The sequence below is a fragment of the Amycolatopsis sp. NPDC059021 genome, assembly GCF_042739895.1.
Taxonomy (GTDB): Bacteria; Actinomycetota; Actinomycetes; order Mycobacteriales; family Pseudonocardiaceae; genus Amycolatopsis.
This window is the reverse complement of the sequence record NZ_JBHYIQ010000105.1, coordinates 9,725-34,590: the sequence shown is the minus strand read 5'-3', so window position 1 is coordinate 34,590 and position 24,866 is coordinate 9,725. Positions and strand designations below refer to the sequence as shown.

At 68.6% G+C, this 24,866-nt stretch carries 24 protein-coding genes, 2 tRNA genes, 1 pseudogene and 1 CRISPR repeat array; of the genes and pseudogenes, 10 read left to right on the top strand and 17 right to left on the bottom strand.

What is annotated here, in order from left to right; genetic code table 11:
* Nucleotides 1-61 precede the first annotated feature (61 nt).
* Nucleotides 62-511: a MarR family winged helix-turn-helix transcriptional regulator gene (locus tag ACFWX1_RS39920; RefSeq protein ID WP_378395058.1), complete on the bottom strand. Its 450-nt coding sequence runs from the start codon at nucleotides 509-511 to the stop codon at nucleotides 62-64.
* A gap of 151 nt (nucleotides 512-662) precedes the next feature.
* On the opposite strand from ACFWX1_RS39920, the gene ACFWX1_RS39915 reads away from it, so the two are divergent.
* On the top strand, nucleotides 663-1,847 hold the full coding sequence (locus ACFWX1_RS39915) for an MFS transporter (protein WP_378395057.1): 1,185 nt from the start codon (nucleotides 663-665) through the stop codon (nucleotides 1,845-1,847).
* A gap of 35 nt (nucleotides 1,848-1,882) precedes the next feature.
* A complete protein-coding gene (locus ACFWX1_RS39910) occupies nucleotides 1,883-2,716 on the top strand; it encodes an aldo/keto reductase (protein ID WP_378395056.1) in 834 nt (277 codons plus the stop codon).
* Nucleotides 2,717-2,721: 5 nt separating this feature from the next.
* On the opposite strand, the gene ACFWX1_RS39905 is transcribed toward ACFWX1_RS39910, so the two are convergent.
* The 4 genes from ACFWX1_RS39905 to ACFWX1_RS39890 form a co-directional block, all read right to left on the bottom strand.
* Nucleotides 2,722-3,555: an SAM-dependent methyltransferase gene (locus ACFWX1_RS39905; protein ID WP_378395055.1), complete on the bottom strand. Its 834-nt coding sequence runs from the start codon at nucleotides 3,553-3,555 to the stop codon at nucleotides 2,722-2,724.
* Nucleotides 3,556-3,706: 151 nt separating this feature from the next.
* Nucleotides 3,707-4,801 (bottom strand): hypothetical protein, encoded by a 1,095-nt coding sequence (locus tag ACFWX1_RS39900; protein WP_378395061.1) that lies wholly within the window; start codon nucleotides 4,799-4,801, stop codon nucleotides 3,707-3,709.
* Nucleotides 4,802-4,841: 40 nt separating this feature from the next.
* Nucleotides 4,842-5,717: an alpha/beta fold hydrolase gene (locus ACFWX1_RS39895; RefSeq protein ID WP_378395053.1), complete on the bottom strand. Its 876-nt coding sequence runs from the start codon at nucleotides 5,715-5,717 to the stop codon at nucleotides 4,842-4,844.
* Nucleotides 5,714-6,142: a helix-turn-helix domain-containing protein gene (locus tag ACFWX1_RS39890; RefSeq protein ID WP_378395051.1), complete on the bottom strand. Its 429-nt coding sequence runs from the start codon at nucleotides 6,140-6,142 to the stop codon at nucleotides 5,714-5,716. Before ACFWX1_RS39890 ends, ACFWX1_RS39895 begins: the two co-directional genes overlap by 4 nt.
* 341 nt (nucleotides 6,143-6,483) lie before the next feature.
* Between ACFWX1_RS39890 and ACFWX1_RS39885 the strand changes: the two genes are divergently transcribed.
* On the top strand, nucleotides 6,484-7,752 hold the full coding sequence (locus tag ACFWX1_RS39885; protein WP_378395049.1) for a protein kinase: 1,269 nt from the start codon (nucleotides 6,484-6,486) through the stop codon (nucleotides 7,750-7,752).
* Nucleotides 7,753-7,776: 24 nt separating this feature from the next.
* On the opposite strand, the gene ACFWX1_RS39880 is transcribed toward ACFWX1_RS39885, so the two are convergent.
* Together ACFWX1_RS39880 and ACFWX1_RS39875 are read right to left on the bottom strand one after the other, a co-directional pair.
* Nucleotides 7,777-7,950, bottom strand: a complete 174-nt coding sequence (locus ACFWX1_RS39880) for a hypothetical protein (protein WP_378395048.1) — start codon at nucleotides 7,948-7,950, stop codon at nucleotides 7,777-7,779.
* A gap of 107 nt (nucleotides 7,951-8,057) precedes the next feature.
* Nucleotides 8,058-9,614 carry a SpoIIE family protein phosphatase gene (locus ACFWX1_RS39875; RefSeq protein WP_378395047.1) on the bottom strand — a complete coding sequence of 519 codons (1,557 nt, stop codon included), beginning with the start codon at nucleotides 9,612-9,614 and terminating at the stop codon, nucleotides 8,058-8,060.
* Nucleotides 9,615-9,741: 127 nt separating this feature from the next.
* Between ACFWX1_RS39875 and ACFWX1_RS39870 the strand changes: the two genes are divergently transcribed.
* On the top strand, nucleotides 9,742-14,472 hold the full coding sequence (locus ACFWX1_RS39870) for a HAMP domain-containing protein (RefSeq protein ID WP_378395060.1): 4,731 nt from the start codon (nucleotides 9,742-9,744) through the stop codon (nucleotides 14,470-14,472).
* Here the strand turns inward: ACFWX1_RS39870 and ACFWX1_RS39865 are convergent.
* Nucleotides 14,424-14,497 (bottom strand) — tRNA-Gly (locus ACFWX1_RS39865). The two genes, ACFWX1_RS39870 and ACFWX1_RS39865, sit on opposite strands and share 49 nt — an antisense overlap.
* A gap of 89 nt (nucleotides 14,498-14,586) precedes the next feature.
* Between ACFWX1_RS39865 and ACFWX1_RS39860 the strand changes: the two genes are divergently transcribed.
* A tRNA-Pro gene (locus ACFWX1_RS39860) sits at nucleotides 14,587-14,660 on the top strand.
* Between the two features lie 203 nt (nucleotides 14,661-14,863).
* Nucleotides 14,864-15,697 (top strand): tyrosine-type recombinase/integrase, encoded by an 834-nt coding sequence (locus ACFWX1_RS39855; RefSeq protein ID WP_378395046.1) that lies wholly within the window; start codon nucleotides 14,864-14,866, stop codon nucleotides 15,695-15,697.
* Nucleotides 15,698-16,176: 479 nt separating this feature from the next.
* A CRISPR array of direct repeats spans nucleotides 16,177-16,810; the repeat unit is 24 nt; unit sequence GTGTTCCCCGCGTGCGCGGGGCTG.
* Between the two features lie 61 nt (nucleotides 16,811-16,871).
* Here ACFWX1_RS39855 and ACFWX1_RS39850 read toward each other — a convergent pair.
* From ACFWX1_RS39850 to ACFWX1_RS39825, 6 genes are all read right to left on the bottom strand, one after another.
* Complete coding sequence (locus ACFWX1_RS39850; RefSeq protein ID WP_378395059.1) at nucleotides 16,872-17,468, bottom strand: DUF3558 domain-containing protein; 597 nt, start codon at nucleotides 17,466-17,468, stop codon at nucleotides 16,872-16,874.
* Nucleotides 17,469-17,494: 26 nt separating this feature from the next.
* Nucleotides 17,495-17,947: a hypothetical protein gene (locus tag ACFWX1_RS39845; RefSeq protein WP_378395045.1), complete on the bottom strand. Its 453-nt coding sequence runs from the start codon at nucleotides 17,945-17,947 to the stop codon at nucleotides 17,495-17,497.
* A 132-nt stretch (nucleotides 17,948-18,079) separates the two neighbouring features.
* Nucleotides 18,080-18,283 (bottom strand): hypothetical protein, encoded by a 204-nt coding sequence (locus ACFWX1_RS39840; protein WP_378395044.1) that lies wholly within the window; start codon nucleotides 18,281-18,283, stop codon nucleotides 18,080-18,082.
* Nucleotides 18,284-18,619: 336 nt separating this feature from the next.
* Nucleotides 18,620-18,958 carry a hypothetical protein gene (locus ACFWX1_RS39835; RefSeq protein ID WP_378395043.1) on the bottom strand — a complete coding sequence of 113 codons (339 nt, stop codon included), beginning with the start codon at nucleotides 18,956-18,958 and terminating at the stop codon, nucleotides 18,620-18,622.
* Between the two features lie 270 nt (nucleotides 18,959-19,228).
* On the bottom strand, nucleotides 19,229-19,417 hold the full coding sequence (locus tag ACFWX1_RS39830) for a hypothetical protein (RefSeq protein WP_378395042.1): 189 nt from the start codon (nucleotides 19,415-19,417) through the stop codon (nucleotides 19,229-19,231).
* Entirely contained in the window at nucleotides 19,414-19,656 is a 243-nt protein-coding gene (locus ACFWX1_RS39825; protein ID WP_378395040.1) for a hypothetical protein, read from the bottom strand. The genes ACFWX1_RS39830 and ACFWX1_RS39825 overlap by 4 nt, the downstream gene beginning before the upstream one ends.
* Nucleotides 19,657-19,892: 236 nt before the next feature.
* Here ACFWX1_RS39825 and ACFWX1_RS39820 point away from each other — a divergent pair, with 236 nt between their 5' ends.
* Together ACFWX1_RS39820 and ACFWX1_RS39815 are read left to right on the top strand one after the other, a co-directional pair.
* Nucleotides 19,893-20,714 carry a helix-turn-helix domain-containing protein gene (locus ACFWX1_RS39820; RefSeq protein WP_378395039.1) on the top strand — a complete coding sequence of 274 codons (822 nt, stop codon included), beginning with the start codon at nucleotides 19,893-19,895 and terminating at the stop codon, nucleotides 20,712-20,714.
* Nucleotides 20,715-20,727: 13 nt separating this feature from the next.
* Nucleotides 20,728-20,901: a DUF397 domain-containing protein gene (locus ACFWX1_RS39815; protein ID WP_378395038.1), complete on the top strand. Its 174-nt coding sequence runs from the start codon at nucleotides 20,728-20,730 to the stop codon at nucleotides 20,899-20,901.
* 54 nt (nucleotides 20,902-20,955) lie between these two features.
* Here ACFWX1_RS39815 and ACFWX1_RS39810 read toward each other — a convergent pair whose 3' ends face one another.
* Complete coding sequence (locus ACFWX1_RS39810) at nucleotides 20,956-21,480, bottom strand: hypothetical protein (RefSeq protein WP_378395037.1); 525 nt, start codon at nucleotides 21,478-21,480, stop codon at nucleotides 20,956-20,958.
* A 508-nt stretch (nucleotides 21,481-21,988) separates the two neighbouring features.
* Complete coding sequence (locus tag ACFWX1_RS39805; RefSeq protein ID WP_378395035.1) at nucleotides 21,989-22,618, bottom strand: SRPBCC family protein; 630 nt, start codon at nucleotides 22,616-22,618, stop codon at nucleotides 21,989-21,991.
* Between the two features lie 164 nt (nucleotides 22,619-22,782).
* On the opposite strand from ACFWX1_RS39805, the gene ACFWX1_RS39800 reads away from it, so the two are divergent.
* Nucleotides 22,783-23,256 carry a hypothetical protein gene (locus ACFWX1_RS39800; RefSeq protein ID WP_378395034.1) on the top strand — a complete coding sequence of 158 codons (474 nt, stop codon included), beginning with the start codon at nucleotides 22,783-22,785 and terminating at the stop codon, nucleotides 23,254-23,256.
* Nucleotides 23,257-23,310: 54 nt separating this feature from the next.
* Nucleotides 23,311-23,643 carry a hypothetical protein gene (locus ACFWX1_RS39795; RefSeq protein ID WP_378395033.1) on the top strand — a complete coding sequence of 111 codons (333 nt, stop codon included), beginning with the start codon at nucleotides 23,311-23,313 and terminating at the stop codon, nucleotides 23,641-23,643.
* 5 nt (nucleotides 23,644-23,648) lie between these two features.
* On the opposite strand, the pseudogene ACFWX1_RS39790 reads toward ACFWX1_RS39795, so the two are convergent.
* Nucleotides 23,649-24,722: pseudogene (locus tag ACFWX1_RS39790) on the bottom strand (glycoside hydrolase family 27 protein); the annotation flags it as partial.
* Nucleotides 24,723-24,866 lie beyond the last annotated feature (144 nt).

Here is a 24,866-nt window from a genome sequence, read left to right as displayed (position 1 = left end):
TCCTTGAGGGACCCAGAGTCCCTCGAGGAGGCCCCCACGGACCGACGCGACAAGGGCAGCGTCAGGAAGTGAAGGTGAGGCTGCCGAGAGCGGCAACCAAGGGCGCCAGTTCCGGCAGCTCGGAGGCCTCGTCGAGCGCCTCCGCCAGCGCGGCGTCGTGGGTCGGCCGCGCCGCGGCGAGCAGTTCACGACCGGCTGGGGTGACCTCGGTGTAGATGCCGCGCCGGTCGTCCGGGCAGAGGTAGCGCTGGAGCAGGTCGCGGTCCTCCAGCCGCCCGACGAGCCGCGTCGTCGCGGACTGGCTCAGCACCACGGCGTTGGCCAGCTGGTTCATCCGCAGGTGATAGCCGTCCTGGCGGGCCAGCGAATCGAGGACGCTGTACTCGCTCACCGAAAGTTCGTGCTCCCGTTCCAGCGCTCGCTGGAGCTTGTCCTCGATCCGCGCGTGCAGCGCGGCGAGCGTGCGCCAGCCCTGCGCACGAGCTTCGACGGCGTCGTCGGCCAGTGACACGTTTCACCTCTTCCGAACTCGCTCCCGGCTTGCGGAAGCATCCTTGCACGAGGCATTATCGGCCTCGTGCAATAACCGGCGTGTGCAACTATTTCTGACGCTCGTAGTTGCTCACGCTGGCCACCACTCTACTCCTGGAAGAAGGAAGTCCATGCCCGCCGCTCTGCTCGCACTGGCGATCAGCGCCTTCGGTATCGGCACCACCGAGTTCGTGATCATGGGCCTGCTGCCCGAGGTCGCGGGCGACTTCGGCGTCTCGATCCCGTCCGCAGGCCTGCTCATCTCCGGGTACGCGCTCGGTGTCGTCGTCGGCGCCCCCATCCTGACCGCGCTGGCCGCGCGGGTCCCGCGCAAGACCGTCCTGATCGCCCTGATGGGACTGTTCATCGCGGGCAATCTGCTCTCGGCGCTCGCCCCGACGTACGGGCTGCTGATGACCGGGCGCATCGTCGCCGCGCTGTCCCACGGCGCGTTCTTCGGCGTCGGCTCGGTCGTCGCCGCCTCGCTCGTCGCGCCCGCCAAACAGGCCAGCGCGATCGCGATGATGTTCGCCGGGCTGACCATCGCCAACGTGCTCGGCGTGCCGGCGGGCACCGCGCTCGGCCAGGCCTTCGGCTGGCGGTCGACGTTCTGGGTGGTCAGCGCGCTCGGCATCGTCAGCGCGATCGGGGTCATCGCCCTCGTCCCCCACCAGAAGGCGGACACGAACGCCGGGTTACGCAGGGAACTGGCCGCGTTCCGCCGCCCGCAGGTGTGGCTCGCGCTGGTCATGACCGTGCTCGGGTTCTCCGGGGTGTTCGCCTCGTTCTCCTACATCGCGCCGATGATGACCGACGTCGCGGGCTTCTCCCCCGGCGCCGTCACCTGGCTGCTCGTGCTGTTCGGCGGTGGCCTGTTCGTCGGCAACCTGCTCGGCGGCAAGGCGGCGGACCGCAGGCTCATGCCGAGTCTCTACGTCATCCTCGCGCTGCTCGCCGTGGTGCTGGCGGTGTTCGTCTTCACCGCGCACGCCCGGGTCCCGGCCGCGATCACGATCGCGCTGTTCGGTGCCGCCGGGTTCGCCACCGTCCCGCCGCTGCAGGCGCGCGTGATGGCGAAGGCCGAGGGCGCCCCGGCGCTCGCGTCGGCTGCGAACATCGCGGCGTTCAACCTCGGCAACGCCATCGGCTCGTGGCTGAGCGGGCTCGCCATCGAGCGTGGCCTCGGCTACACGTCGGGCAACTGGATCGGAGCCGCGCTCGCCGCGTCCGGCCTCGTGGTCGCCCTCGTCTCCGGGATGCTGGACCGCAAACGCTCGGTTACCGTCGAAACACCGGACGCGGCCCTCGCCCGCTGAACCCTGAAAATCCCAGCAACCGAAAGAAGAAACCGTTGACCAGCGTGCCTACCGTCAAACTCAACAACGGCGTCGAGATGCCGCAGCTCGGCTTCGGCGTGTTCCAGGTGCCGGACGCGGAAACCACCGCCGCGGTGAAGGCCGCGCTCGACGCCGGATACCGCAGCATCGACACCGCGGCGATCTACGGCAACGAGGCCGGTGTCGGCCAGGCCATCACCGAATCGGGTATCGCCCGCGACGAGCTGTTCATCACCACCAAGCTCTGGAACGCCGATCAGGGCTACGACACCACACTCAAGGCGTTCGACGAGAGCCTGGCGAAGCTCGGCCTCGACCGGCTCGACCTGTACCTGATCCACTGGCCGACCCCGGAGCGTGACCGCTACCTCGACACCTGGAAGGCGTTCGAGAAGCTCTACGCCGACGGCCGGGTCCGCGCGATCGGCGTGTCGAACTTCCAGCCCGCGCACCTCGAACGGCTCATCGACGCCAGTGACGTGGTGCCCGCGGTGAACCAGATCGAGCTGCACCCGTACCTGCAGCAGCCCCAGCTGCGGGAATTCGACGCGAAGCACGGGATCGCCACCGAGGCGTGGAGCCCGCTCGCCAAGGGCGGCGACCTCCTCGGCGAGTCCGCGGTCCAGGCGCTGGCGCAGAAGTACCAGCGCACCCCGGCGCAGATCGTCCTGCGCTGGCATCTGCACCTCGGCACCATCGTGATCCCGAAATCCGTGACGCCTTCGCGGATCGCCGAGAACTTCGACATCTTCGGGTTCACGCTGTCCGACGAGGACGTCGCCTCACTGTCCACTTTGGAGCGCGGACTGCGGACGGGGCCGGACCCGGACACCATGAACGCCGCCTGAACCGCCTACGGCTTGCGCGCGACTCCGCCGAGCGTGAGGAAGTTCAGCTCGCTCAGCGGGGCGAGGCGCGGGCCGTCCGGCCACCATTCGTGCAGATGACACAATCCGGGCGGGAGCAGTTCGAGACCGGTGAAGAACGACTCGATCTGTTCCCGCCTCCGGTGCACACTGCCCAGCCCTGTCCCCTGGAACGTGTTCTCCAGCAACCGGGCCAATTCCTGCCGCGCCGAATCTTCCTCCGGGTCGAAATGGTGTGTCAGCAGCAAATACGAGCCGGGGGCCAGCGCGTCGACGTAGGTGCGCACGATGCGGCTTGCCCGCTCGAAGTCGTCGATGTGGTGGACGATCGAACACAGGATGAGCGCGATCGGCTCGGTGAAATCCAGGTAGGTGGTCACCACCGGGTCCCACAACGTCACCTCGGGCAGCGTGAGATCCGCGCCGCTGACGTGCGTCAGGTCGTTTTCCTCCAGCACCACGCGGCCGTGCACCTGGACCAGCGGGTCGTTGTCGACGTAGACGACCTTGGCCTCCGGGTTGTACCGCTGCGCCACCTGATGGGTGTTCTCCGCGGTCGGCATCCCGGAGCCGAGGTCGAGGAACTGGTCGATCCCGCGATTCGACGCGAGGAAACGGACCACCCGGACGAGCCAGTCCCGATGCTCCTTCGCCATCGCCCGCGCGCCCGGCGCGATCGCCAGCAGGCGGCGCATCGCCTCGCGGTCGGCTTCGTAGTGGTCGTGCCCGCCGAGCAGCGCGTCGGAAAGCCGCGCCAAACTCGCCTTGCCGAAATCGAGCGGGGCACAACGCTCGGTCTCGCCGACTCGCCCAGGCGTCATCGCGCACACTCCCACCCTGCGACGGTGAGCGCCCCTGCCCCGGGCCCACTCACCGTGTCCGGCAACGGACAGCGCCCAGGTTACGACAACGACGGCGGTGGTTGAACGGCCCGGTGCGGAATTCGCGATCCACGGGAATCGCCGTTCCGGCTCAGTGGAACAGGATTTCACGCCAGACCCGGCCGTCGTCGACGGTCCGGTACACAGCGGACCCGCCCGGCTCGCCGGGCACACCGGCGACGACGATTCCGGTGTGTTCGCCGGGAAAGTCCAGGTCCGACAGCCCGGTGCCCCGGTCACCGAGCACCGTGGTGTGCCAGGTTTCGCCCCCGTCGTCCGTGCTGTGCAGGAAATCGGTGCCGCCGCCGACCGCCGCTACCGTCGCGGCCTTCGCCGTAGCGGCACCGAAACCCTGATGGATGCCGGCCGCCGGCCCTTGGGCCGTTCCGGTGAACGTTCCGCCCAGCCGCGGGGCGTGCCGGATCCCGCGCGTCATCGAACCCGGGCGTGGCGAACCGGCGCTTCCGCTACACAACGCGATTACCTGCTCCTCGCGCACACTCGCGAGCGACGCCGTCGCCCCGGCGGGACACGGCGGTGACGCGGCCGCGAGGCCATCGCCGTCGACCGACGTCCAGTACCGCTCGACGCCGTAATCGGCCCCCAGCACGACCTGCACGCCACCACCGACCGCGAGGTCGCCGTAGGTGAGGCTGCCCGTCACCGCGAAGCCCGGCACCGGCGCGAGCGCGGCCGAACCCGCGGCGCCGGAGTACAGCCGCGTGCTGCCGGTCTCCCCGTAGGTGCTGAGCAGCGCGAACATCCGGCCGCCGGTTTCGGCGATCTTGCCGAGATAGAACGGTTTTCCGGCGTCGGCGAGCACGATGCCGAACCAGGTCCGGCCACCGTCGCGGGTGGCTTCGACCCGATTCCCGTCGGAGACGTACGCGTGCCCCTCACCCACATAGCTCAGCTGGACGTGATTGTGGTTGTCCGGCAAGGAGATCGACGGCGCGCCGAGACGCTGCCAGCGGGTGCCGCCGTCCGTGGTGCCCAGCAGGACCGGGCACCATTGCGGCCGCGCGCACGGCGCGTAACCGAGAACGTATCCGTCGCGCGCGTCGGCCCAGCTCGCCGAGGCGGGTTGGAATCCTTCCGGTACGGCGGATTCCGCGCCGGCGGCTGGTATCGGCAGGAGGAGGGCGAGAATGGCGAGCAACACGAAGGCGGCGCGGTTCCACGTCATGGCCACCGGGACGTCTCATGCGACCCGAGGTTGCGCCGCTTCAGCGTGTCGCGCGCGGCGTGTCGGTGAAATTCACGACCGCTTCGACCATTCCAGGCAGGAAGTGCCCGGCGTCGTCCAGCAGGCGCACGTCGGCGTCCGGTAGCGCCGCACGCAGCCGCGCCGCGGTTTCGCGCTGGTCGATCATGCCGTCCCGCGCGCCGAGCACCGCGAGAACCGGCATGACCAGGCTGCGCAACTGCTCGTCGGTGAACGTCGGGATCGGCTCCATCCGGGGCTTGTAGTGCTTGAACGTGCCCAGCATGAACTCCACGAGCGCGACCTCGTCCGCGGTGGGCGGCCCCTTCGGCAGCTCGCCCGCGGCGAGTGTCATCGCCTTGCGCAGCCCGCGCTCCCCGAACAGCCGCAACAGCACGAACTTCAGCAGCAGCGCGGTGTTCCGCGCGCCGACGCCGCTGGGATTCAGCAGAGCCACCCCGGCGACCCGCTCGGGGCGGCGCACCGCGTAGTCCAGCGACCACCAGCCGCCCAGCGAGGCGCCCAGGAACGTCGCCCTCGGCAGGCCCAGCTCGTCGAGGACGTCGTCGAGCCACTCGGCGTAGGCCTCGCTGCCGAGCCGAGGCCGGGCCACCGCGCTCAGCCCCGGCTCGCCGGGGACGTCGACCGCGTACACCCGCAGCCGCGCCGCGAGACCGGCGATCGAAGGCAGCCACATCGCGGTGTTCCCGCCGGATCCCTGCAATGCCAGCACCGGCGGGCCGTCCGTGGGACCGGACACGACGACGAACGTCTCGCCGAGCCGCGTCGGCACCGTCCGGCGCTCGGCCTCGACCGGCCAGCGGTCCAGCAACGCCTCGTACTGGTCCCGGATCCGCGCGCGGCCCTCGGCCGACTTGTAGATCGCGGGCGCGGTCACGGCGTCCCCTCGGCCAGCATGGCGATGACGCTCAGCACGTCGGCCGTGGTCGCGGGGTCGCCGAGCACGATGATCTTCATCCTCGCTCGCTCCTTGTCGTAGCTGGTTTCGACGCGCAGGCTCCGGCCCCGATGTCCCTGCGCGGACCCGACGACGTGGGTGGCCACGCGGCTCGCCTCGTCCTCGCCGAGTCCCTCGATCTGAACGATGCTCGACACCTCGACGTGCCGTGGCGCCGGTTCTTCCCGCTTCTCCGCCTCCTCCGGCAGGCCGGTGAACGCGGCGAGATCCGCGGCGGTGACGCGGTACTGCTTGCCGATGCGGACCGCCTTCAGCCGGCCGTCCCGCACGTAGTTGCGCACCGTGCGCACGTGCAGCCCCAGCCTCGCGGCGACCTGCTCGACCGAGAACAGCTCCTGTGTCATTACCCTCCCCTACATTCCATAAACTACCCTATCACGTCATACTTCTGGTCTATTCAGGTATTTTACGGAATATGCCGACATCGCGGCCTGGGTACCGGCGGGACGAGCGCCCCACAGCCGGGGCGCGCTGAGACTCAAGGCCGGGACCTGCGATTTCGCGCCGTCGACGGACACAGCGTCGCGTCGGGCCGCGCTATCTGGGCGCTCCGTGGGGAAGGAGAGCTAACGACGCAGCGGGAAACCGGGATAGTGGAGGAAACCGTTCCCCGGCGAACCGATAAGTTTCACCGCCTCGGCGCGGGGGTAGTTCCCCGCACCCGGCGAGACGGGAGGTGCCACCGATGGCCGTTGCGGACGAGCAGGACGCGGACAGCACGGTGGCCAAGTTCGCGCTCGATCCGTTCGAGCCGCCACCGCCCGCGCTGTTCGCCGAGCGCTACGCACTCGGGAAGCAGCTCGGCGAGGGCGCCACCGCGAAGGTGTATCGCGCGCAGGACTGGCTGCTCGACCGCACGGTCGCGGTCAAGCTCTTCCATCCCGGCACGGTCGCGGTGAGCACCTACCGGCGCAGCCAGGAGGTCCAGGCGCTCAGCGCGATGCGGCATCCCGGCCTCGTCAGCCTGTACGACGCCGGTGTCAGTGACGGCCGCGCGTACCTCGCGATGCGTTTCGTCGACGGGCCCAATCTGGCCGAGCGGCTCCGCGGCGGGCCACTGCCGCCGCCGATGCTGACGCAGCTCGGCGCGGACCTCGCCGACGCGCTCGCGCACGTCCACGCACACGGCGTCACCCATCGCGATCTCAAGCCCGCCAACATCCTGCTCGCCGACGACCGCCCGCTGATCGCCGACTTCGGGGTCGCCCGGCTCATCGACGCCACCCGGGTCACCGAGCCCGGCGCGGTGGTCGGCACGGCCGCCTACCTCGCGCCCGAGCAGGTGCTCGGCGAGCGGCCGCAGCCGCCGGTCGACGTCTACGCGCTCGGCCTGGTGCTGCTCGAATGCCTGACCGGCGAACGGGAATACCCCGGCACCCCGGCCGAGGCCGCGATCACCCGCCTGCACCGGCGCCCGCGGATTCCGGACGGCCTGCCCAAGGCACTGGCCGGAACGCTGCGCGCGATGACCGCCGCACACCCCGAGGAGCGGCCCACCGCCGCGGACGTCGCCCTCGCACTGCGGGAAGGCCGCGACCTCGACCCGCCGCGCCGCCACCACTACCTCCGCTTCCTCGCGGTCGCCGCGCCGACGGCACTGGTGCTCGCGGGACTGGTAAGCCTGCTCGGCTCGCCGACGACGCCCGCCGACCGTCCTGCCGTCCCGCCACGCTCACCCGCGGCCGCCACGCCCACCTCGGGCAACGCGGCGCCGACGGTCACCGTGACGCCGACCCCGGGTGCGACGGACCCGGCCGGCCGGACGGCCACGGAGGCCGCGCCCACGCCCGCGCCGCCGACGGTCACGGTCACCAGCCAAGTGCCGGTGACCGTGCAGGCGCCACCGAAGGCCCCGCCGGCGCAGACCATTCCTGGCACCGACGGTAACGGAAACGGGAATGGCAACGGGAACGGCAGGGGAAACGGCAAGGGCAACCACGCCGAGGAGGATTAGGCACCGTCCACAAGGGACGTCCGATCAGGACTCCCTGGCGGCGCGCTCCCCCTCGCGGGACTGCCGGGCATCCTCGGCGTCCGCCTCGGGCCCGTCCTCGCCGTCGGCGGGTGCGGGACCGGCTTCCGCCCCGGGGCGGGCTGGTTCGCCGAAGTGCTCACGGCACCATCGGCCGTAGCGCCTGGCGTGCACGGTCATCACGTCACCTCCTTCGCGACGCGGGTCCGGTCGGTACCCCTCCAGGGTCCCCCCGCGACGCCGGACACGCCACCGGATTACCCGCGCGTGTCCTTTTCGGACGGAGGTCAGGCCACGCACTCGACGGCGAGCACCGCGATGTCGTCGTGGCCGGAGCTGCCGAGCCAGTCCAGCACGTCCTGCCGCAGCCGCGTCAGGACCTCGGCCGCCGGCTGCCCGGCGCAGTCGGCGAGCACGGCCCGCAGCCGCTGCTCGCCGAACATCTTCGACGGATCGTCGCGGTTGCGGGCCTCGGTGATGCCGTCGGTGTACAGCAGGCAGATGTCACCCTCGGCCAGATCGGTCACCGCCTCGGCGAACTGCGCCTGCGGGGAAATCCCGACCAGGGTGCCGGGCACGCTGATCTCCTCGACGACCCCGTCCTTGCGCAGCACGAGCGGCGCGGGGTGGCCGCCGGAGGCCAGCGTGAGCGTCAGCCCGTCGCCGGTCGGCTCCATCGACCCCAGCACCAAGGTGGCGAAGCGGTTGCTGCCGCCCGCGATGAGAAGTTCGTTGAGCAGCCGCAACAACGTCCGCCCGTCGTGCTCGACGAGTTGCAGCGCGGCCAGCGACTGGCGCACCCGCCCGGTCAGCGCCGCCGCTTCGGCGCCCTTACCGCAGATGTCGCCCAGCACGAGGAACGCGCTGCCGTCGTCCTGCGCGAGCACGTCGTAGAAGTCGCCGCCGACACCGAGCACACCGCCGGAAGGCTCGTACCAGACCTCGAAGCGCGCGCAGTCGAACGCGGGCGGTTGCTGCGGGCGCAGGGTCGTTTCGAGGCCGCGGGTGGCTTCCTCCTGGCGGGCGTAGCGCTGGGCGTTGGCCAGCGCCGTCCCGGCCGCCCTGGCGAACTCGGCGATCGCGCGGTGCTGTGCCCCGCCGAACACCGGATCAGCGCGCCTGCCGAGCAGGACCGCGCCGGTCACCCCCGCGGTCGCGGACGGGCCGAGTGAGACGACCGACACATCGGCGTGGCCGGCGAGCCGGTCCGCCACGACCGGCGGCAAGGTCTCCACCTCGGCCGCCGGCATCGGTTTGGGCTCCGGTTCGCCGATCGCGCCGAAGGTTCCGGCCAGCACCGGCGCGAGTTCCGCGGGCACCCGCCGGATCCGGCCGTGCCCGTGGTTGGCCAGCCTGTCACAGCTCCACCACTCCCAGCGGCCGCGGGTCGTGGGCAGCAGCACGAACACGCTCTCGCCGAGCGCGGACGCGGCCAGTTCGGCGATCACCCGCGCCGTGCCGTGCCGCCCCCTGGCGGCCGCGAGCCGGGGTGCCGCCTCGGCGAGGAAGTCCTCGACCCGGCGCGGCCCGGCGCTCTCGGCGGCCACGGTCCACGCGCGCCAGCCGTCCGGCAGCGCCCGGACCCTGGCCGGGAACCGGTGGCCCCGGCAGTCGATGTGCCCCGTCGTCTCGGTCCGCGCCACGAGCACGGGTTCCTTGTCCTCGTCGGCGAGTTCGCGCGCCGCCGGGTTCGCCCAGCGCACCGCGCCCGTGGCGTCCTGCAGGAACACCGCGTCGCGCACGTCTTCGAGCGCGGCACGCCAGAACGCGCCCTCGGCGGGCAGCCCGCCTTCGGCGATTCCTGGCGGGAACGCCGCCGAAGCCGGAGCGGGTCGTGACACCATGCACGAACCTCCTGCTTCCGGATCGCACAGCGTGAGCGGGTGGACTGGCTCGAAGTGTAGGGCGAATCGTGGCACGCTGGGTCGACGACCGTGGCTTGCACATGCGTGGTGGAGAGGGTCGGCATCGATGACAAGGGAATCCCAGCGTCTGGAGATCGCCGGTGTGACCAGCGGTGATCTGGCGGCGCTCGAGCGCCTCCTGGCGGCGGTGCGGGATCTCGGGGAGGGAAATTTCCGTCGCCGGCTGGTCGCGCACGGTGACGGGATCGCGGCCCAGCTGGCGGCCGCGTTCAACGTCATCGCCGAGCGGAACCAGCAGCTGGTCACCGAGCTGCTCCGGGTGCGGACCGCGGTCGGCCAGGAAGGCAGGCTCACCGCGCGGCTGGAGGGTGAGGTCGGGCCGGGTGGCTGGGGCACCGCTGCCGACGTCGTCAACGAGCTCATAGAGGATCTGAGCAGGCCCGCGTTCGAGATGACCCGCGTGCTCGGCGCGGTCGCCGAAGGCGATCTGTCCCAGCCGATGGCGACGCAGATAGACGGTCGTCCGCTGCAGGGTGAGTACGCCGAACTGGCGAAAACGGTGAACCGCCTGATCGCCCAGCTGTCACGGTTCGCGGCCGAGGTGATCCGGGTCTCCCGGGAGATGTCCGGTGAGGGCAGGCTCGGCGGGCAGGCGGAGGTGCCGGGCGTCACCGGGACCTGGCGCGATCTCACCGACTCGGTCAACTTCATGGCCGACAACCTGACCCAGCAGGTGCGGAACATCGCACAAGTCACGACCGCGGTCGCGCGTGGCGACCTGACCCAGAAGATCAACGTCGACGCGCGCGGCGAGATCCTCGAACTCAAGAACACCATCAACACGATGGTCGACCAGCTTTCCGCGTTCGCCGACGAGGTGACGCGTGTCTCGCGCGAGGTCGGCAGCGAGGGCCGTCTCGGCGGTCAGGCCAAGGTTCCCGGCGTCGCGGGGACGTGGCGCGACCTCACCGACTCGGTCAACCTGATGGCGGACAACCTCACCGATCAGGTGCGCAGCATCTCCCAGGTCGCCACCGCCGTCGCGACCGGTGACCTGACGAAGAAGATCGACGTCGACGCGCGCGGCGAGATACTGCAGCTGAAGAACACCCTGAACACCATGGTGGATCAGCTTTCCGCGTTCGCCGACGAGGTCACCCGCGTCGCCCGCGAGGTCGGCAGCGACGGACGGCTGGGCGGCCAGGCCGAGGTCCCCGGCGCGGCCGGGACGTGGCGCGGCCTGACCGACTCGGTGAACCAGATGGCGGACAACCTCACCGCGCAGGTCCGCAACATCGCCCAGGTGACGACCGCGGTCGCGAAGGGCGACCTGACCCAGAAGATCACCGTCGACGCACGCGGCGAGATCCTCGAACTCAAGACGACCGTCAACACGATGGTCGACCAGCTTTCCGCGTTCGCCGACGAAGTCACCCGCGTCGCCCGCGAGGTCGGTACCGACGGCATCCTCGGCGGCCAGGCCACGGTGCCCGGCGTCGCGGGGACCTGGCGGGACCTGACCGGCTCGGTGAACTTCATGGCCAACAACCTCACCGCGCAGGTCCGCAACATCTCCCAGGTCGCGACCGCGGTGGCGCGCGGCGATCTGTCGCAGAAGATCGCGGTCGACGCCAAGGGCGAGATCCTCGAACTCAAGAACACCCTCAACACGATGGTGGATCAGCTCTCGGCGTTCGGTGACGAGGTCACCCGTGTCGCACGAGAGGTTGGCACAGAAGGAAAACTCGGCGGTCAGGCCCAGGTTCCCGGCGTCGCGGGGACGTGGAAGGACCTCACCGAGAAGGTCAACTTCATGGCCAACAACCTGACCGACCAGGTGCGGAACATCTCACAGGTGACGACCGCGGTCGCGAAGGGCGATCTGACGCAGAAGATCACCGTCGACGCGCGCGGCGAGATACTGGAACTCAAGAACACCGTGAACATCATGGTGGATCAGCTTTCCGCGTTCGCCGACGAAGTCACCCGCGTCGCGCGAGAGGTGGGTACCGAAGGAAAACTCGGCGGCCAGGCCACCGTCCGCGGCGTCGCGGGGACGTGGAAGGACCTCACCGACAACGTCAACGTCATGGCGGGCAACCTCACCGAGCAGGTGCGGAGCATCGCCACCGTGGCGACCGCGGTGGCCAACGGCGACCTGCGCAAGAAGATCTCCATCGACGCGCAGGGCGAGGTCGCCGCGCTCGCCGAGGTGATCAACGGCATGGTCGAGACGCTGCGCGCGTTCGCCGACGAGGTCACCCGTGTCGCGCGGGAGGTCGGCACGGAAGGGATACTCGGCGGCCAGGCTCGTGTGCCGAACGTCGCCGGGACCTGGAAGGACCTGACCGAGAAGGTCAACTTCATGGCGCACAACCTGACCAGTCAGGTGCGCAACATCTCGATGGTGACCACGGCGGTGGCCAATGGTGACCTGACCAAGAAGATCGACGTCGACGCGCGCGGCGAGATCCTCGAACTCAAGACCACGATGAACACGATGGTCGACCAGCTCTCCGCGTTCGCCTCCGAGGTGACCCGGGTCGCGAAGGAGGTCGGCACCGAAGGGAAACTCGGCGGCCAGGCCGAGGTCGACGGCGTGTCCGGGACCTGGCAGAAACTCACCGAGAGCGTCAACCAGCTCGCCGGGAACCTGACCACCCAGGTGCGCGCGATCGCGGTGGTGGCGACCGCGGTGACCGCGGGCGATCTGACCCGGCACATCACCGTCGACGCGTCCGGGGAGGTGGCCGAGCTCAAGGACAACATCAACCAGATGATCGCGAACCTGGAGGAGACCACCCGGACCAACCGCGAGCAGGACTGGCTCAAGACCAACCTCGCCCGGCTGTCCGGGCGCATGCAGGGGCACCGGGACCTGGCTTCGGTGTCCGCGCTGATCCTGTCCGAGCTGGCGCCGCTGGTGAGCGCGCAGCAGGGCGCGTTCTTCCTGGCCCGCGAGGACGAATCGCACGGGACCGTGTTCGAGTGCATCGCCGCCTACGGCCTCGCGCAGTCGCGGGCCGGACTCCGGTTCGCGCTCGGCGAATCGCTCATCGGGCAGGCCGCCGTCGACCGCCGGACCATCCTCGTGCGCACGGCCCCGCCGGAGTACGCGCTGGTCTCCTCCGGGCTCGGCTCGTCGGCGCCGGTCAACGTCATCGTGCTGCCCGTGCTGTTCCAGGGCGAGGTGCTCGGGGTGCTCGAACTGGCGTCGGTCAACGAGTTCAGCGGAGTCCACCAGGACCTGCTGGAGCAGTTGCGGCACACCATCGGCGTCAACGTGAACACCATCCTGTCGAACTCGCGGACCGAGGCGCTGCTGACCGAATCCCAGCGCCTGGCACAGGAACTGCGGGCCCGCTCGGAGCAGTTGCAGGCCCAGCAAGGGGAACTGCGCCGGTCGAACACGGAACTGGCCGAGAAGGCGGCCCTGCTGGCCCAGCAGAACCGCGACATCGAGGTCAAGAACAGCGAGATCGAGCAGGCCCGCCAGGAACTCGAGGAACGGGCCGGGCAGCTGACCACGGCCTCGCAGTACAAGAACGAGTTCATGGCGAACATGTCGCACGAGCTGCGGACACCGCTCAACAGCGCGCTCATCCTGGCGAAGCTGCTGTCGGAGAACCCCGAGGGGAACCTGACGGACAAGCAGATCCAGTTCGCGAAGACGATCTACGCCGCGGGCAGCGACCTGCAGCAGCTGATCAACGACATCCTCGACATGGCCAAGGTCGAGGCGGGCAAACTCGACCTGCAGATGTCCGACGTCACGCTGCCCGAACTGGTGGACTACGTCGAATCCCTGTGCCGCCCGCTCACCGCGGACAAGGGCCTCGAATTTGCCGTGCTCATCGATCCGCCGGTGCCGGGCAGCCTCCACACCGACGAGCAGCGGCTCCAGCAGATCCTGCGGAACCTGCTGTCCAACGCCACGAAGTTCACCGACGAGGGCAGCGTCCGGCTGCACATCCGGATGGCCGCGCCCGAGGAGGTGACCGAGGAGAGCCTGCTCGCCGCGCCGGGCATCATCGCCTTCGCGGTCGAGGACACCGGCATCGGCATCGTCGAGGAGAAACTGGCGATCATCTTCGACGCCTTCCGCCAGGCCGACGGCACCACCAGCCGCCGCTACGGCGGCAGCGGGCTCGGCCTGTCCATCAGCCAGCAGCTCACCGACCTGCTCGACGGCGAACTCGCGGTCCGCAGCGTCCCCGGCGAAGGCAGCACGTTCACGCTGTACCTGCCCGTCGGCGCCGCGAACATGGTGGCCCCCGCCGCCACGCCGTCCGAGGGCCCCCGGCTGCCCGAAGTGCCCAGCACCGTCGTCGTCGCCACCCCGGAAGCGACCCCGAAACGCTTCCACGGCGAGAAAATCCTCATCGTCGACGACGACCTGCGCAACGTCTTCGCCCTCGCGGCGGTGCTCGAACAGGCCGGCCTGGAGGTCATCTACGCCGACACCGGCGTCGCCGGCATCCGGGCACTGGAACGGCACGAGGACACCGCCCTCGTGCTGATGGACGTGATGATGCCCGAACTCGACGGCAACGCCACCATCGCCGCCATCCGCGCCGAAGCCGCCCACGCCGACCTGCCGGTGATCGCCGTAACCGCGAAGGCCACCGCCGAGGACCGTGCTCGCACCCTGGCCTCGGGCGCCGACGACTACGTCACCAAACCGGTGGACACCACGAAACTGCTGGACCTGATCGCCGCGAAACTGGAAGCCGACGCCGCGTCCAGCCGGGACCGGAACCCCGACGACCAAGACACGACGCCGGCCGATGGAGCGGGTGACGGGAATCGAACCCGCGTAGCTAGTTTGGAAGACTAGGGCTCTACCATTGAGCTACACCCGCGAACCCCCGGAGTCACCCCCGGGTGCGCGACCAGCTTAGCGTGACCCGCTAGGCTGTGCGCACACCCCCCGGGAGACCGGCGGGTCGGCCGGGATGTGGCGCAGCTTGGTAGCGCATCCGCTTTGGGAGCGGAGGGTCGCAGGTTCAAATCCTGTCATCCCGACTCGGATCTGGGTGAGGTGTGTTCGCGGGGCGCGCTCGCCGGGGATCCTCGTTGTGGTACCCGGGGCCGAGCCCCCGGACCCCCGCGGTGCGGTGCGTAACTGTTGGCGGCCTGGGTGCGTTCCTGGAGTCGCGATGCTCCCCGTGTGCGCGGGGATGATCCCGTCATCCGCATCAAGCAAGTGGTCTACGCCACATCTCCCCGTGTATGCGGGGACGACCCTGACGTGCGCGCTACGCGGTCGATGCCGCCGGTTCTCCGCCGCGCAGGCCGGGCCGAACCACTACAAGCGCTGGATTGCCTACCGCATCGTGACGACCAGCCCCAGCAACGCGCACAACAACTACCGCGCACTTCACGCGTGGGGGGTGTGGTTGCTTGACGAGGACGAGATCGAGACGCACCCGATGGCGAGGCTCAAGCCGCCGCACGTCCCAGACCAGCCACCGCCGATTACGCCCGTCGATTTCATGAAGAGGGTCCTCAAAGGCTGTGAGGGCAAGGACTTCATGAACCGACGCGACGAGGCGATCATCAGGCTCATCTGGGACACCGGCGGCCGGCTGTCCGAAATCGCCAAACTCGACATGCACGATGTCGACCTGAAACGGCGTGTCGTCGAAGTGATTGGCAAGGGAGGGAAGCGGCGGGCGCTGCCGTTCAGCCCCGCTACGGGCAAGGCCCTCGCTCGGTACCTTCGAGTCCGTCCCCGGCACCCCCACGCCAACGACACCACTCGCCTGTGGCTCGGCGAGTTCCGCCGTCGAACCCCGCTGTCAGACAACGGCATCAAGATCATGCTCCGCCGACGCGGGCGAGCCGCCGGCGCCTCCGAGGCCCTCGGGCGGAACCTGCACGCACACCTGGGCCGACACTTCCAGTCGCACACCTTTCTGGCAGACGGCGGCAGCGAGGGCGACCTCATGTTGTTGAACGGCTGGACCACGCCGCAGATGGCGCGCCGCTACGGGCGAAGCGCCGCGGCCGAGCGAGCATACGAGTCCGCCCAACGCATGCGCGTCGGTAATCGGCTGTAGGTGACAGCCGACCGCCACGCTAGCCCGTATGGCAGCGTCGACAAATCTCACGCCAGCGCAACGAATCCTGCGGGCCAGCGTGGCGGCCCGCGTCGGGTGGGCAAAGGAACCCGACCGGTCCGGCCGGATGGCGAAAGTCCGTGCGGGCGCATTCGCCCGCTTCGAGCGCCAGGTCGACCCGGACGGCATTCTCCCACCCGAGGAACGCCACGAACGGGCTCTCAGCGCACAACGCGCGCACATGCGCTCCCTGGCGCTCAGGTCGTCCAAGAAGCGACGCAAAGCCGCATAGGGCAAGGGCTCCAGCCTCCCGATTTGGCCGAGGCCTTCTGCCTGTCCTCAGGCTCTACCCCGGCGCCGCGGCAGCGCCAACACGGCATACTGCGGCGCACCATGATCGACATGGCCAATGTGGAATGATCCCACGCAAACTGAATGAAAAAGCGACGACGCGGTCCTAAAGCTGCTGGTCAAGAAGTGTGTTCCCCGCGTGCGCGGGGCTGGCCCCACTTCGGTCAGGTCATCTTTGCCCGGCCGGGCGTGTTCCCCGCGTGCGCGGGGCTGGCCCCGCCTACCAGGAAGCCGGACCGGCCGGTTACCAGTGTTCCCCGCGTGGGCGGGGCTGGCCCCGGCTGGATTCCCCTCGCTGCGCTTCAGATCGAGTGTTCCCCGCGTGCGCGGGGCTGATCCCTGGCACGCCTGGGCGTGCAGGCGTTCCTGCTCGTGTTCCCCGCGTGCGCGGGGCTGCTCCCGACGGTCGGCCGCCTAGGCTCCAGTACTGGAGATGTTCCCCGCGTGCGTGGGGCTGGTCCGGCGTCGCTGTCCGCCGAGAAGTACAACGTCGGGTGTTCCCCGCGTGCGCGGGGCTGGTCCGCTGGCCATCAGGTCCCCGAAGATCCCGATGACGTGTTCCCCGCGTTCGCGGGGCTGGTCCCCTGATCCAGCGTGTTCTGGAGCAACGCAGCCAATGCTCCCCGCGTGCGCAGGGCTGCCCCCCTGGTGCGCACTCGTCGGGTCGACCGTCTCGCCGTGCTCCCCGCGTGCGCGGGGCTGGTCCCGTCACCGCCGACAGCAACGTCTTCACCGCGGCGTGCTCCCGTATGTGCGGGGATGGCTGACGTAAATCCCCGGCACTGCAAGGAAAGGTAGGTGCCGGGGCTTATACGAGCGCACCTCAGCGCGCCTTGCGGATATTGTCGAGAACTAACCCCGCGATCTCGCGGGCACCGTCGCACGGGTCCTTCTTGCCGATATTGGCGGGCGACTGCACAAGCGACACATCGACCGTCGATTGATCGGTCGCGCCAACCGCCACCGAGCACCTACCTTCGGTGTTTCGGTAATCGTTTGTGCCGTAGGCAGCCACGGGATTGCCGCCAATTGCCGGCAAGGGCTTAAAGAACTTGTACTGCTTCCCACTAGCCCGGTATACGCCGGTGATGCCATCCGTTGATTTCGTGGTAAATATAACCCGTATGTTGGGAATGGAATCGCTCGGCGGGTACCAACTACAGGCCGGTCCTGCTGTGCCATTAAGATCCGGCTTGGCTACAGCGCGTGGCCCCAGCCACTCGTCCGCCTGCGCTTGGGTTAGCGTGTCACATGGAGCCTGTTGCGACCGAGCGGTATCAAGCGGGGTCGTAACCTTTGGCGCGTCGACGCCAGGTGAGCCGCTCTGCGTTGCTTCCGTCTGCGTTCCAGGTGCGCTTGTCGTCGGCGTTGCATTGCCCTGCGTGCTCGTTTTGCACCCAGCGAGTGCTAGTAGTGACACTCCGATTAGCGCGATTATGAGGCGGGTCACGCCTTCCCCCTCGGCTGCTGCGTTTTCTTGATGTCAGTAATATGCTGTTCTTCGGCGGTAGCGTACTTGCCCAAGGCGGCTACGTATTTTGCTGCCATCTGACGGCAGTATTCGGCTCGTGACGTTAGCGTCTTTTTCAACTCCTCGCCGGAGGTGCGGACGACTTCCGCATGTCCGGCGCTTGCATACTCGGTACCCGGCCCTTGCGTCCTAGCTAGCGCTTCCGCGTCGGCGATGTCCGCCTCGAAATCCTGCGCCAGCTCCCGCCAGTCTTTCGCCAAGCCGTGAAGCGTCGCCTCGTCGTACTGGAAGCCGGGGGTGTCGCCGGTGAGGTCGGTTACCCAGCTGCTGGCCGGTTTGCCGCCGTAGGAGCCAGCCGCGGCCGGGCCGTCGGGCGTGAACCATCGCTCGTCACGGTTCGGGTCGTAGGTCGGCGGGGTGTCAGCCATGGCCCGCCCAGGCGCGTGTCGGCATACGTCCCTCCCTTACGTCGCGGGGTGCTCCGAGGCGGGCACCGCGCGTAGTTCGACGGGAAGGAGACTACCGAAGTTCCGAACTTCGGGAGTTCGGAACTTCGGAGATCACCACCAGGCGTGGGGCTGGCACTCCGGGCATTGTTCCTGGTCCTCAGAGCTGTAGGACAGACCACAGCGGGCGCCGCACACCGCGATATGGATCACGGTTTCGCCCTCAGCGGTGATCTCGCAGTCGCGGGGTACCCAGTGCGCGAAGCCCTGGCCGTCGGGGTCGTCGACCTCGGATAGCCAGCCGTGCACGTCGCTCACGAGGGCTGCCGGGAGCGTCGCTTCGGGGTTGCTTGGGGAAGCGTTGGTACGTGGACCACGGCCGGGGCGGGACAGGCAGCAGGATCGGCGCGGCGTGAGCACATTCTGGGCACGCGCCGATCGGGTGCTGTGCTCGCCGTAGATCTTCGACGAGCTGGGCAAATGGGTGCGGCGCCGACGTGTCGTGGTCGCACCAGAAGATCACAGCGTCGAAGGCGGCCGGACCGAGCTCGGCGTTGAGAAACCAGTGGACAAGCCCGTCTTCGTGGCACCAGGCAGCGGTGTAGGTGTCGGCCTCGATGATCGCGGTTTGGCCCGACAAGCCGTCTTTCGTGGTCATGGGCGGCCGGTCGCCTCGCATTGGCGGGCCTGGTTGACGAGTCGCCAGCCGGTGACCTGGAGAAGCCTGTTGACCAGGTCAACGCCGATTCCTCCGCCGTTGCTGTGACAGACGGCACTCGCGACTCCGGCGCCGAGGATTAGTGCGATGCCGACGGTCTCCAGTTGCTCGGGCAGGAAGTGGCGGGCGATCTTCTCAGCGGCGTCCTCGGCCTGCTCGGCAACGGACTTGTTCGACGGAAGCGGCCGAGCCAAGGAGATCTGCTCGAGCACCGCTTCGATGTCGACCAGCTCGTTCTCGTCGCTGTTCTCCGGGTGCTGGTCCTTGGTCTTCATGGTCATCTCCAGATTCGTGGGTGAGCAGGCCCCGACGCCCGTGACAACGCCGAGGGCCCTGGCCTCCGCCGCGGCGGGCAAAGGTCGGGGTCCGGCCGCCGCCGAGGGAGGGACGGCGGCCGAAGTGTGGAACCCGGTCGGCGCGGCGTCGGGGGGCTACCACCGCGCCGACCGGGGCTATCGGGGATGCGGCACCGGATACGGCCGCAGTCCGGGGTGGCTCGCGGGGATCTCGTAGCCGATCTCTCGCCGGTAGATCAGATCGCAGTCCTAGCACTGCGCGGCAGGGCCACGGGCGTCCCTCCGTCCGGATTCGTCGTACTCGGCGGCGGCAGACACGCCGCAGAGCATCGTTACGGCTTCTCCGGGCTGCGGAACGTGCACGAGCCGCGCCCTGTACCACTGGCCGTTGACGATGGGATGGATGTGCGCCAGGTCCAGATAGATAAGCGCACTCACGACTGACCTCCCTGCCGCAGGTACCAGTCAGCAAGCGGCTTCCGAAGCGCGGCGACAAGGTCGCCGGCGAACTGGTGCAGCGGCATCAGCGCGGCCGGGCCGCCGTTGATTCGCAGCGCGGGCTCGTGCTTTCCGTTCTTCTCGATCAGTCCGAAGAACACCATCGTCGGGTTTCCCTCGGCGTCGATCGTCTGGATCGCCCGCACCAACCGCCAACCGTCGTTTGTCTGCTCGCTCATCGGGTTCCGTGCCTGCCTGAAGTCGAAGTGGGGGCGGTGGGCCGACAAGACGACCCACCGCCCGGATCGGCTGCGAGCGCATCCAGTTCCGGAAGAACCAAGAAGCCAGCCGAGCCGAATGGAACAGTACAACTGTCGATGTCCATTTAGCCACGTCCGATAGGACGAAGCTATGACTACATTGAGTGTCGGAACATGATGTAGACAGACAAATAGCTGGCTAGGAAAGGAAGGCCGTGGCAACCCAGAACCCGCAACGGTTCGAACTCGGCGAGACACTGCGCAACATGCGAGAGAGCGCCGGACTCAAACCGAGCGTCGTCGAGCGGGATCTCCGCTGGTACGCAGGCAAGGTCAGCCGCGTAGAACAAGGCACCCGCGTTCCGGTCGCGGCCGAGATCGACCGCCTCTCGGACCTGTACAAGGTCACCGCCGAGGAACGCGAGACGCTGCACCTGCTCGCCGACGCCGCGCGCAAGCGCGAATCCTCCGCACGCGTCGCCGACTTCGCCCAGACTTACGTCACGCTGGAACGTGGCGCCTCGGAGGTCAATTACTACAGCGCGGACCTGATCAACGCGCTCGTACAGACCGAGGGATACGCCCGCGCGCTGCTCGAAACGTCGGTCGCCGGACAGGTCGAGGAACGACTCGCCGACCGGATGCGCCGCGGCATGATCCTCACCGGGGCCAACCCTCCGGTCGTGCGCATCCTGCTCGGCGAGGCCAGCCTCCACCAGCTCGTCGGCGGGCCGCTCGTGCTGCGCGCGCAGCTCCTGCACCTGCTCGACGTCGCGAAGCTGCCGAATGTCTCGATCCGGATTTTGCCGTTCGCGGTCGGCGCTCACCGGGCGTTGGGTGTCGGCTTCGTGTTCCTCCGGCTACCGGCACCGAACATCGTCCGCGTTTACATCGAGGGGCTCACCGACGCAACCTACATCCACGAGGCAGACGAGACGGCTGAGTATGAGCGCGGCTTCAATCAGCTGTGGTCACGGGCTGCTGACGACGCCGAGTCTGCGACGATCCTTCGCGAGCGCATCAATCAGTTGCAATGACCGGAGGAACCTCATGGAGGCGAAGTGGCAGAAGCCCACACGGAGTGAGGGCGCGAACAACTGCGTCGAGGTCGCCGTAGTGCCCGAAGCGGTCGGCGTCCGCGACACCAAGGACCGAGCGAGCGGGCAACTGGCCGTCCCGCCGAGCGCATGGGCTGCGTTCCTGGGACACCTGGCCCAGGGCTAACTGGCGCACAGCGGAGGGCTCGGCGGTCGCAAACCTCCGAGTCCTCCGCTGTGATCACGCTGCCCGGCGTTGCGTGGCCACGAGCCGGGTGATCAGCGTGTCCCCTTCGCGCTCGACCTGTGAGGTCGAGCCGTTGTAGGCGTAGGCGTTGAACTTCTCACCCGCGAAGAAGTCGCGCTCGGTCGCGACGTGCAGGTTGAAGTTCGCGCCCGAGCTGGAGTTCTTCCCCCAGAAGACACCGGTGTTGCTACCGATCATGACGTAGCGGTCGGTGGCCCCTCCCCCATTCGTCCAGCGAGCATCGAGCCGAATATCCCACCGGCCGGAGCTGAGGATGGTGAACTCGCTCGCGCTGTGCGCCGGCTGGTTGGCCTCGACGTAGGAGACCGTGGCGATGGCGATGCCGACCGGTGGCTCGTTCTGCTGCTGGAACAGCAGGCGGGTATTGACCCCCGCGGGGACGTTCTGCGACTGGGTGAGGGTCCAGTCGCCTTTGCCGTTGGCGGCTTCCAACGCGGCGATTCGCCGGTCGAGGTCGTTGATCGCGTTGTTGATCTGGAGCATGTCCACGTAGGACACGGGCGGCGGCCCAGCGGCCCAGTTGCGAAGGTATGTCCACGCGTAATCGGGTCCTCTTGCCGACTCCGTCCCAGTACTGCTGCAGACATGGTCGGCGTGGTGGAATGGTCCGGGCAAACCAAAGAAAAAACGACGGCGCACCCCTGAAGCTGCCGATCAAGAAGTGCTCCCCGCGTGCGCGGGGCTGATCCCGTCATCCGCATCAAGCATGTGTTCTACGCCACGCACCTCCCCGCGTACGCGGGGCTGACCCCGACGTGCGCGCTACGCCATAGCGATATCCGTCGTCGACAGGAGCTAGTCCGCGCTCAAGCGAAGGGCACTGGCGATCGATGCCCGCCGGTTGTCCGCCGCGCCGGACGCCGGCTTACGCCCAGGGAGTCGGCGGTGGGCGACGCGCACGTTGAGTGCCGCTCTCGTCCTCGGTTCCCATGCCAATGGTGCGGGCTCCGCCGGACGTCACGACACGGGCCGAATGTCCATTGTGGACAGGTGGACGCCGTACCGGTCAGTGACAGGGGGCGGACTCGGCGGTGGTTTTGAGGTCGGTGAGCCAGGTTTCCAGGCCCAGGTCGCTGGCGGGGTCGGCTTGCGGGCCGGAGTGGGTTTCTTCGGTGCGGACCAAGGTGCCGCCGGGGACCTTGGTGAAGGTCCAGACGTGGGTGCCGTCGATGTGGTAGCCGGGGCCGTCGGCGGGGCCGGTCCAGCGGAGACAGTTGCCGTACCGGAGTTGCCGGATCGTCGAGGTGATGATCACCGTCACGTCGGCCGGGGGTAGGTGGACGGTCGCTTGGAAGCGTGAGTGTTTGCGCAGCGGGCCCGGGTCCAGGCGTTTCAGGGTCATCGGGGCGGCGGGTTTCTGCCAGGAGGGCCAGGCTTCCACGTCGGTTTGCAGGTCCCAGATGACGTGCAGCGGCGCCTTGATGACGGTTTCGGTGCGGTAGCGGGCCTTGGCGGCCGGGTCGACGCCTTTTCCTTGGCAGGTCAGCGAAGCCGGGCCGGCGGAGTGCTCAGCCGTGGCGGCCTGTGCGGGGGCGACGGCGCCGCCGAGGACAGCGGCGGCGGCCAGTGGGAGCGCGAGCAGTGCAGCGGTTCGGCGACGAAGAGCGCGTGGCGTGTTCGAGCGGGTGCCGGACATGGTCTTTCCTCCTGCAGCGGCCGGGCTGGCCAGTTAACAAGGGTTGCTTAAGTTAGAAGCTATAACCTTCGCAAGGTGAGTGTCAATAGGGAAAGTTATAACCCCTAACATCAGCGGTAACGTGGGCGTTCACGCGAGCGATGGGCCCTGCGGAGGGGAAAGACGTGGCCGGCAGTACCGCGAAAGCAGCGATGGGTCTCGCCGTGATGGGGGTCGTGCTGATCGGCGTGGGGGCCTGGGCCATCGAGGTTCTCAGCCCGGCTCCGGTGACGGCGATAGATCCGCCGGTGACACCACGGCCATCGCCGTCCACACCGTCGCCGTCCGTCGTGATCACGGCGGACGCGCAGGGAGTCGTGCCGCTCGACCAGATCGCCGACGTCGGCGAGCGTGGCTTTCTGACCTACCTCACGGACAAGGGGATCGAATACCCCACGTCGTATGCCGCGCTCGTCGCCGGACGCCGGGCGGCTCCGGCGGTTTGCAGTTACTACAACGCGAAGCAGCGGCTGCCCCGAGACGGCCAGTTGTTGATCGAGATGTCGCGGAATACGCCCGAGTGGGCAAAGGCGGCGGGGAACGCGTTCAGCGAAGCGGTTCAGCGTTCGCTGTGCGACGGGACCGCACCGCGACGCTAGGACGTGCTGCCGTCTGGCGGTTTTGCGACGCCGAGGGCTTCCTAGGCTGCGAAGATGACGCGAAGAGTGCTCCCGCCGGCGCTTGCCGCCGCGGCCATCCTGACGGCTGTCGCGACGCCCGCCCAAGCCACCGAGGCGGACGCCTGCGGCAGCATCATCTTCAACGCCTGCTTCTACCCCGAAAAAACCTTCCACGGAACCGAGTACCGGACCACCATCTACTTTCCGGGCTGCTTCCGGCTCCCGCCGTCACGCTCGTACCACACCGACGTGGTCGTCAGGGTGTACTCGGAGAGCGACTGCACCGGCCAGAGCACGGAAATACACGGCTACTTCGGGCTCGACATCGGGTTCGACGCGCATAGCTACTTCAAGTCGCCCGGCTGACCGTCGCCCGCACGGGAGAGGCGGTACAGCACCGTGCCGTGTGCGGGGACCGACGCCGAGATGGCGCCCGAAGTGGCCCGGGTTTCCTTGCTCCACAAGTCTTTCAGCCGGTACGACGGCGCGTCGCCGATCCCGGTCGCGGCAGCGGTGGTGCTGATCGTCGCGGTCGCGCCGGTCTCGTTGGACAGCGCGACGCCACGATCGCCGTTGGCCAGGACCTTGCTGTAGACGACCAGTCCGTTCGACGCGCTGAGCACGGTCGCCTGCTTCCCGAGGCGATCCTGGTCGAGGGAGATGACATCGGCGTTCTTCAGGATCGCGAAGCCGTCGTCGGACACCTTGCGCAGGTCGCTGCCGATCAGCAGCGGCGCCGCCATCATCGCCCACAGGCTGAAGTGCGTCCGGTATTCGGTCGCGGTCATCCCGCCGTTGCCGACTTCGAGCATGTCCGGGTCGTTCCAGTGACCGGGCCCCGCGTACCGCGCCAGCACCCGGTTCGCCTGCGCCTTGCCGATCATGCTCGACCACTTGTCCGAGATGTCCCCGGTGGTCCGCCACAGGTTGCCGACCGGCTCGCCCCAGGTCCACACCTTCGGCTCGGTCCGGCCCCACTCGCAGATCGAATAGGCGATCTTGCGACCGGTTTTGGCCAGCGCGTCCCGCATCGTCTTGTACCGCTGCCGCGCGTCGACGCCCTGGTTATTGCAGTTGTCGTACTTCAGGTAGTCGACACCCCATGAGGCGAAGATGTTCGCGTCGCGCTGCTCGTGGCCGAGCGCGCCGGGGAAGCCCGCCTTGTTGCAGGTCTTCGTGCCCGCGCTGGTGTAGATACCGAACTTCAGGCCTTTCGCGTGCACGTAATCGGCGATCGCCTTGATGCCGTGCGGGAAACGCGCCGGGTCGGGAACGAGGTCACCATCGGCGTTGCGCGCGGGCAGCGCCCAGCAGTCGTCGATGTTGACGTACTCGTAGCCGGCGTCCTTGAGGCCTTTGGTCACGAAGAGATCGGCGATCCCCTTGATCATCGCCTCGCCGAACTCGGCGCGGCAGCCGGTGGAGTTCCAGTTGTTGAACCCCATGGGCGGCGTTCTCGCCAACCCGTTTTCGAGCGCGTCGGCGGCGGGCTGCTGGACGGTGAAACCGGTCGCGGTGAGTGGGGGGGGGGGGGGGGGGGGCGCGGGCGCCCGGGGCGCTGTGACAAATCACGCCCACCCCCGCCCCGT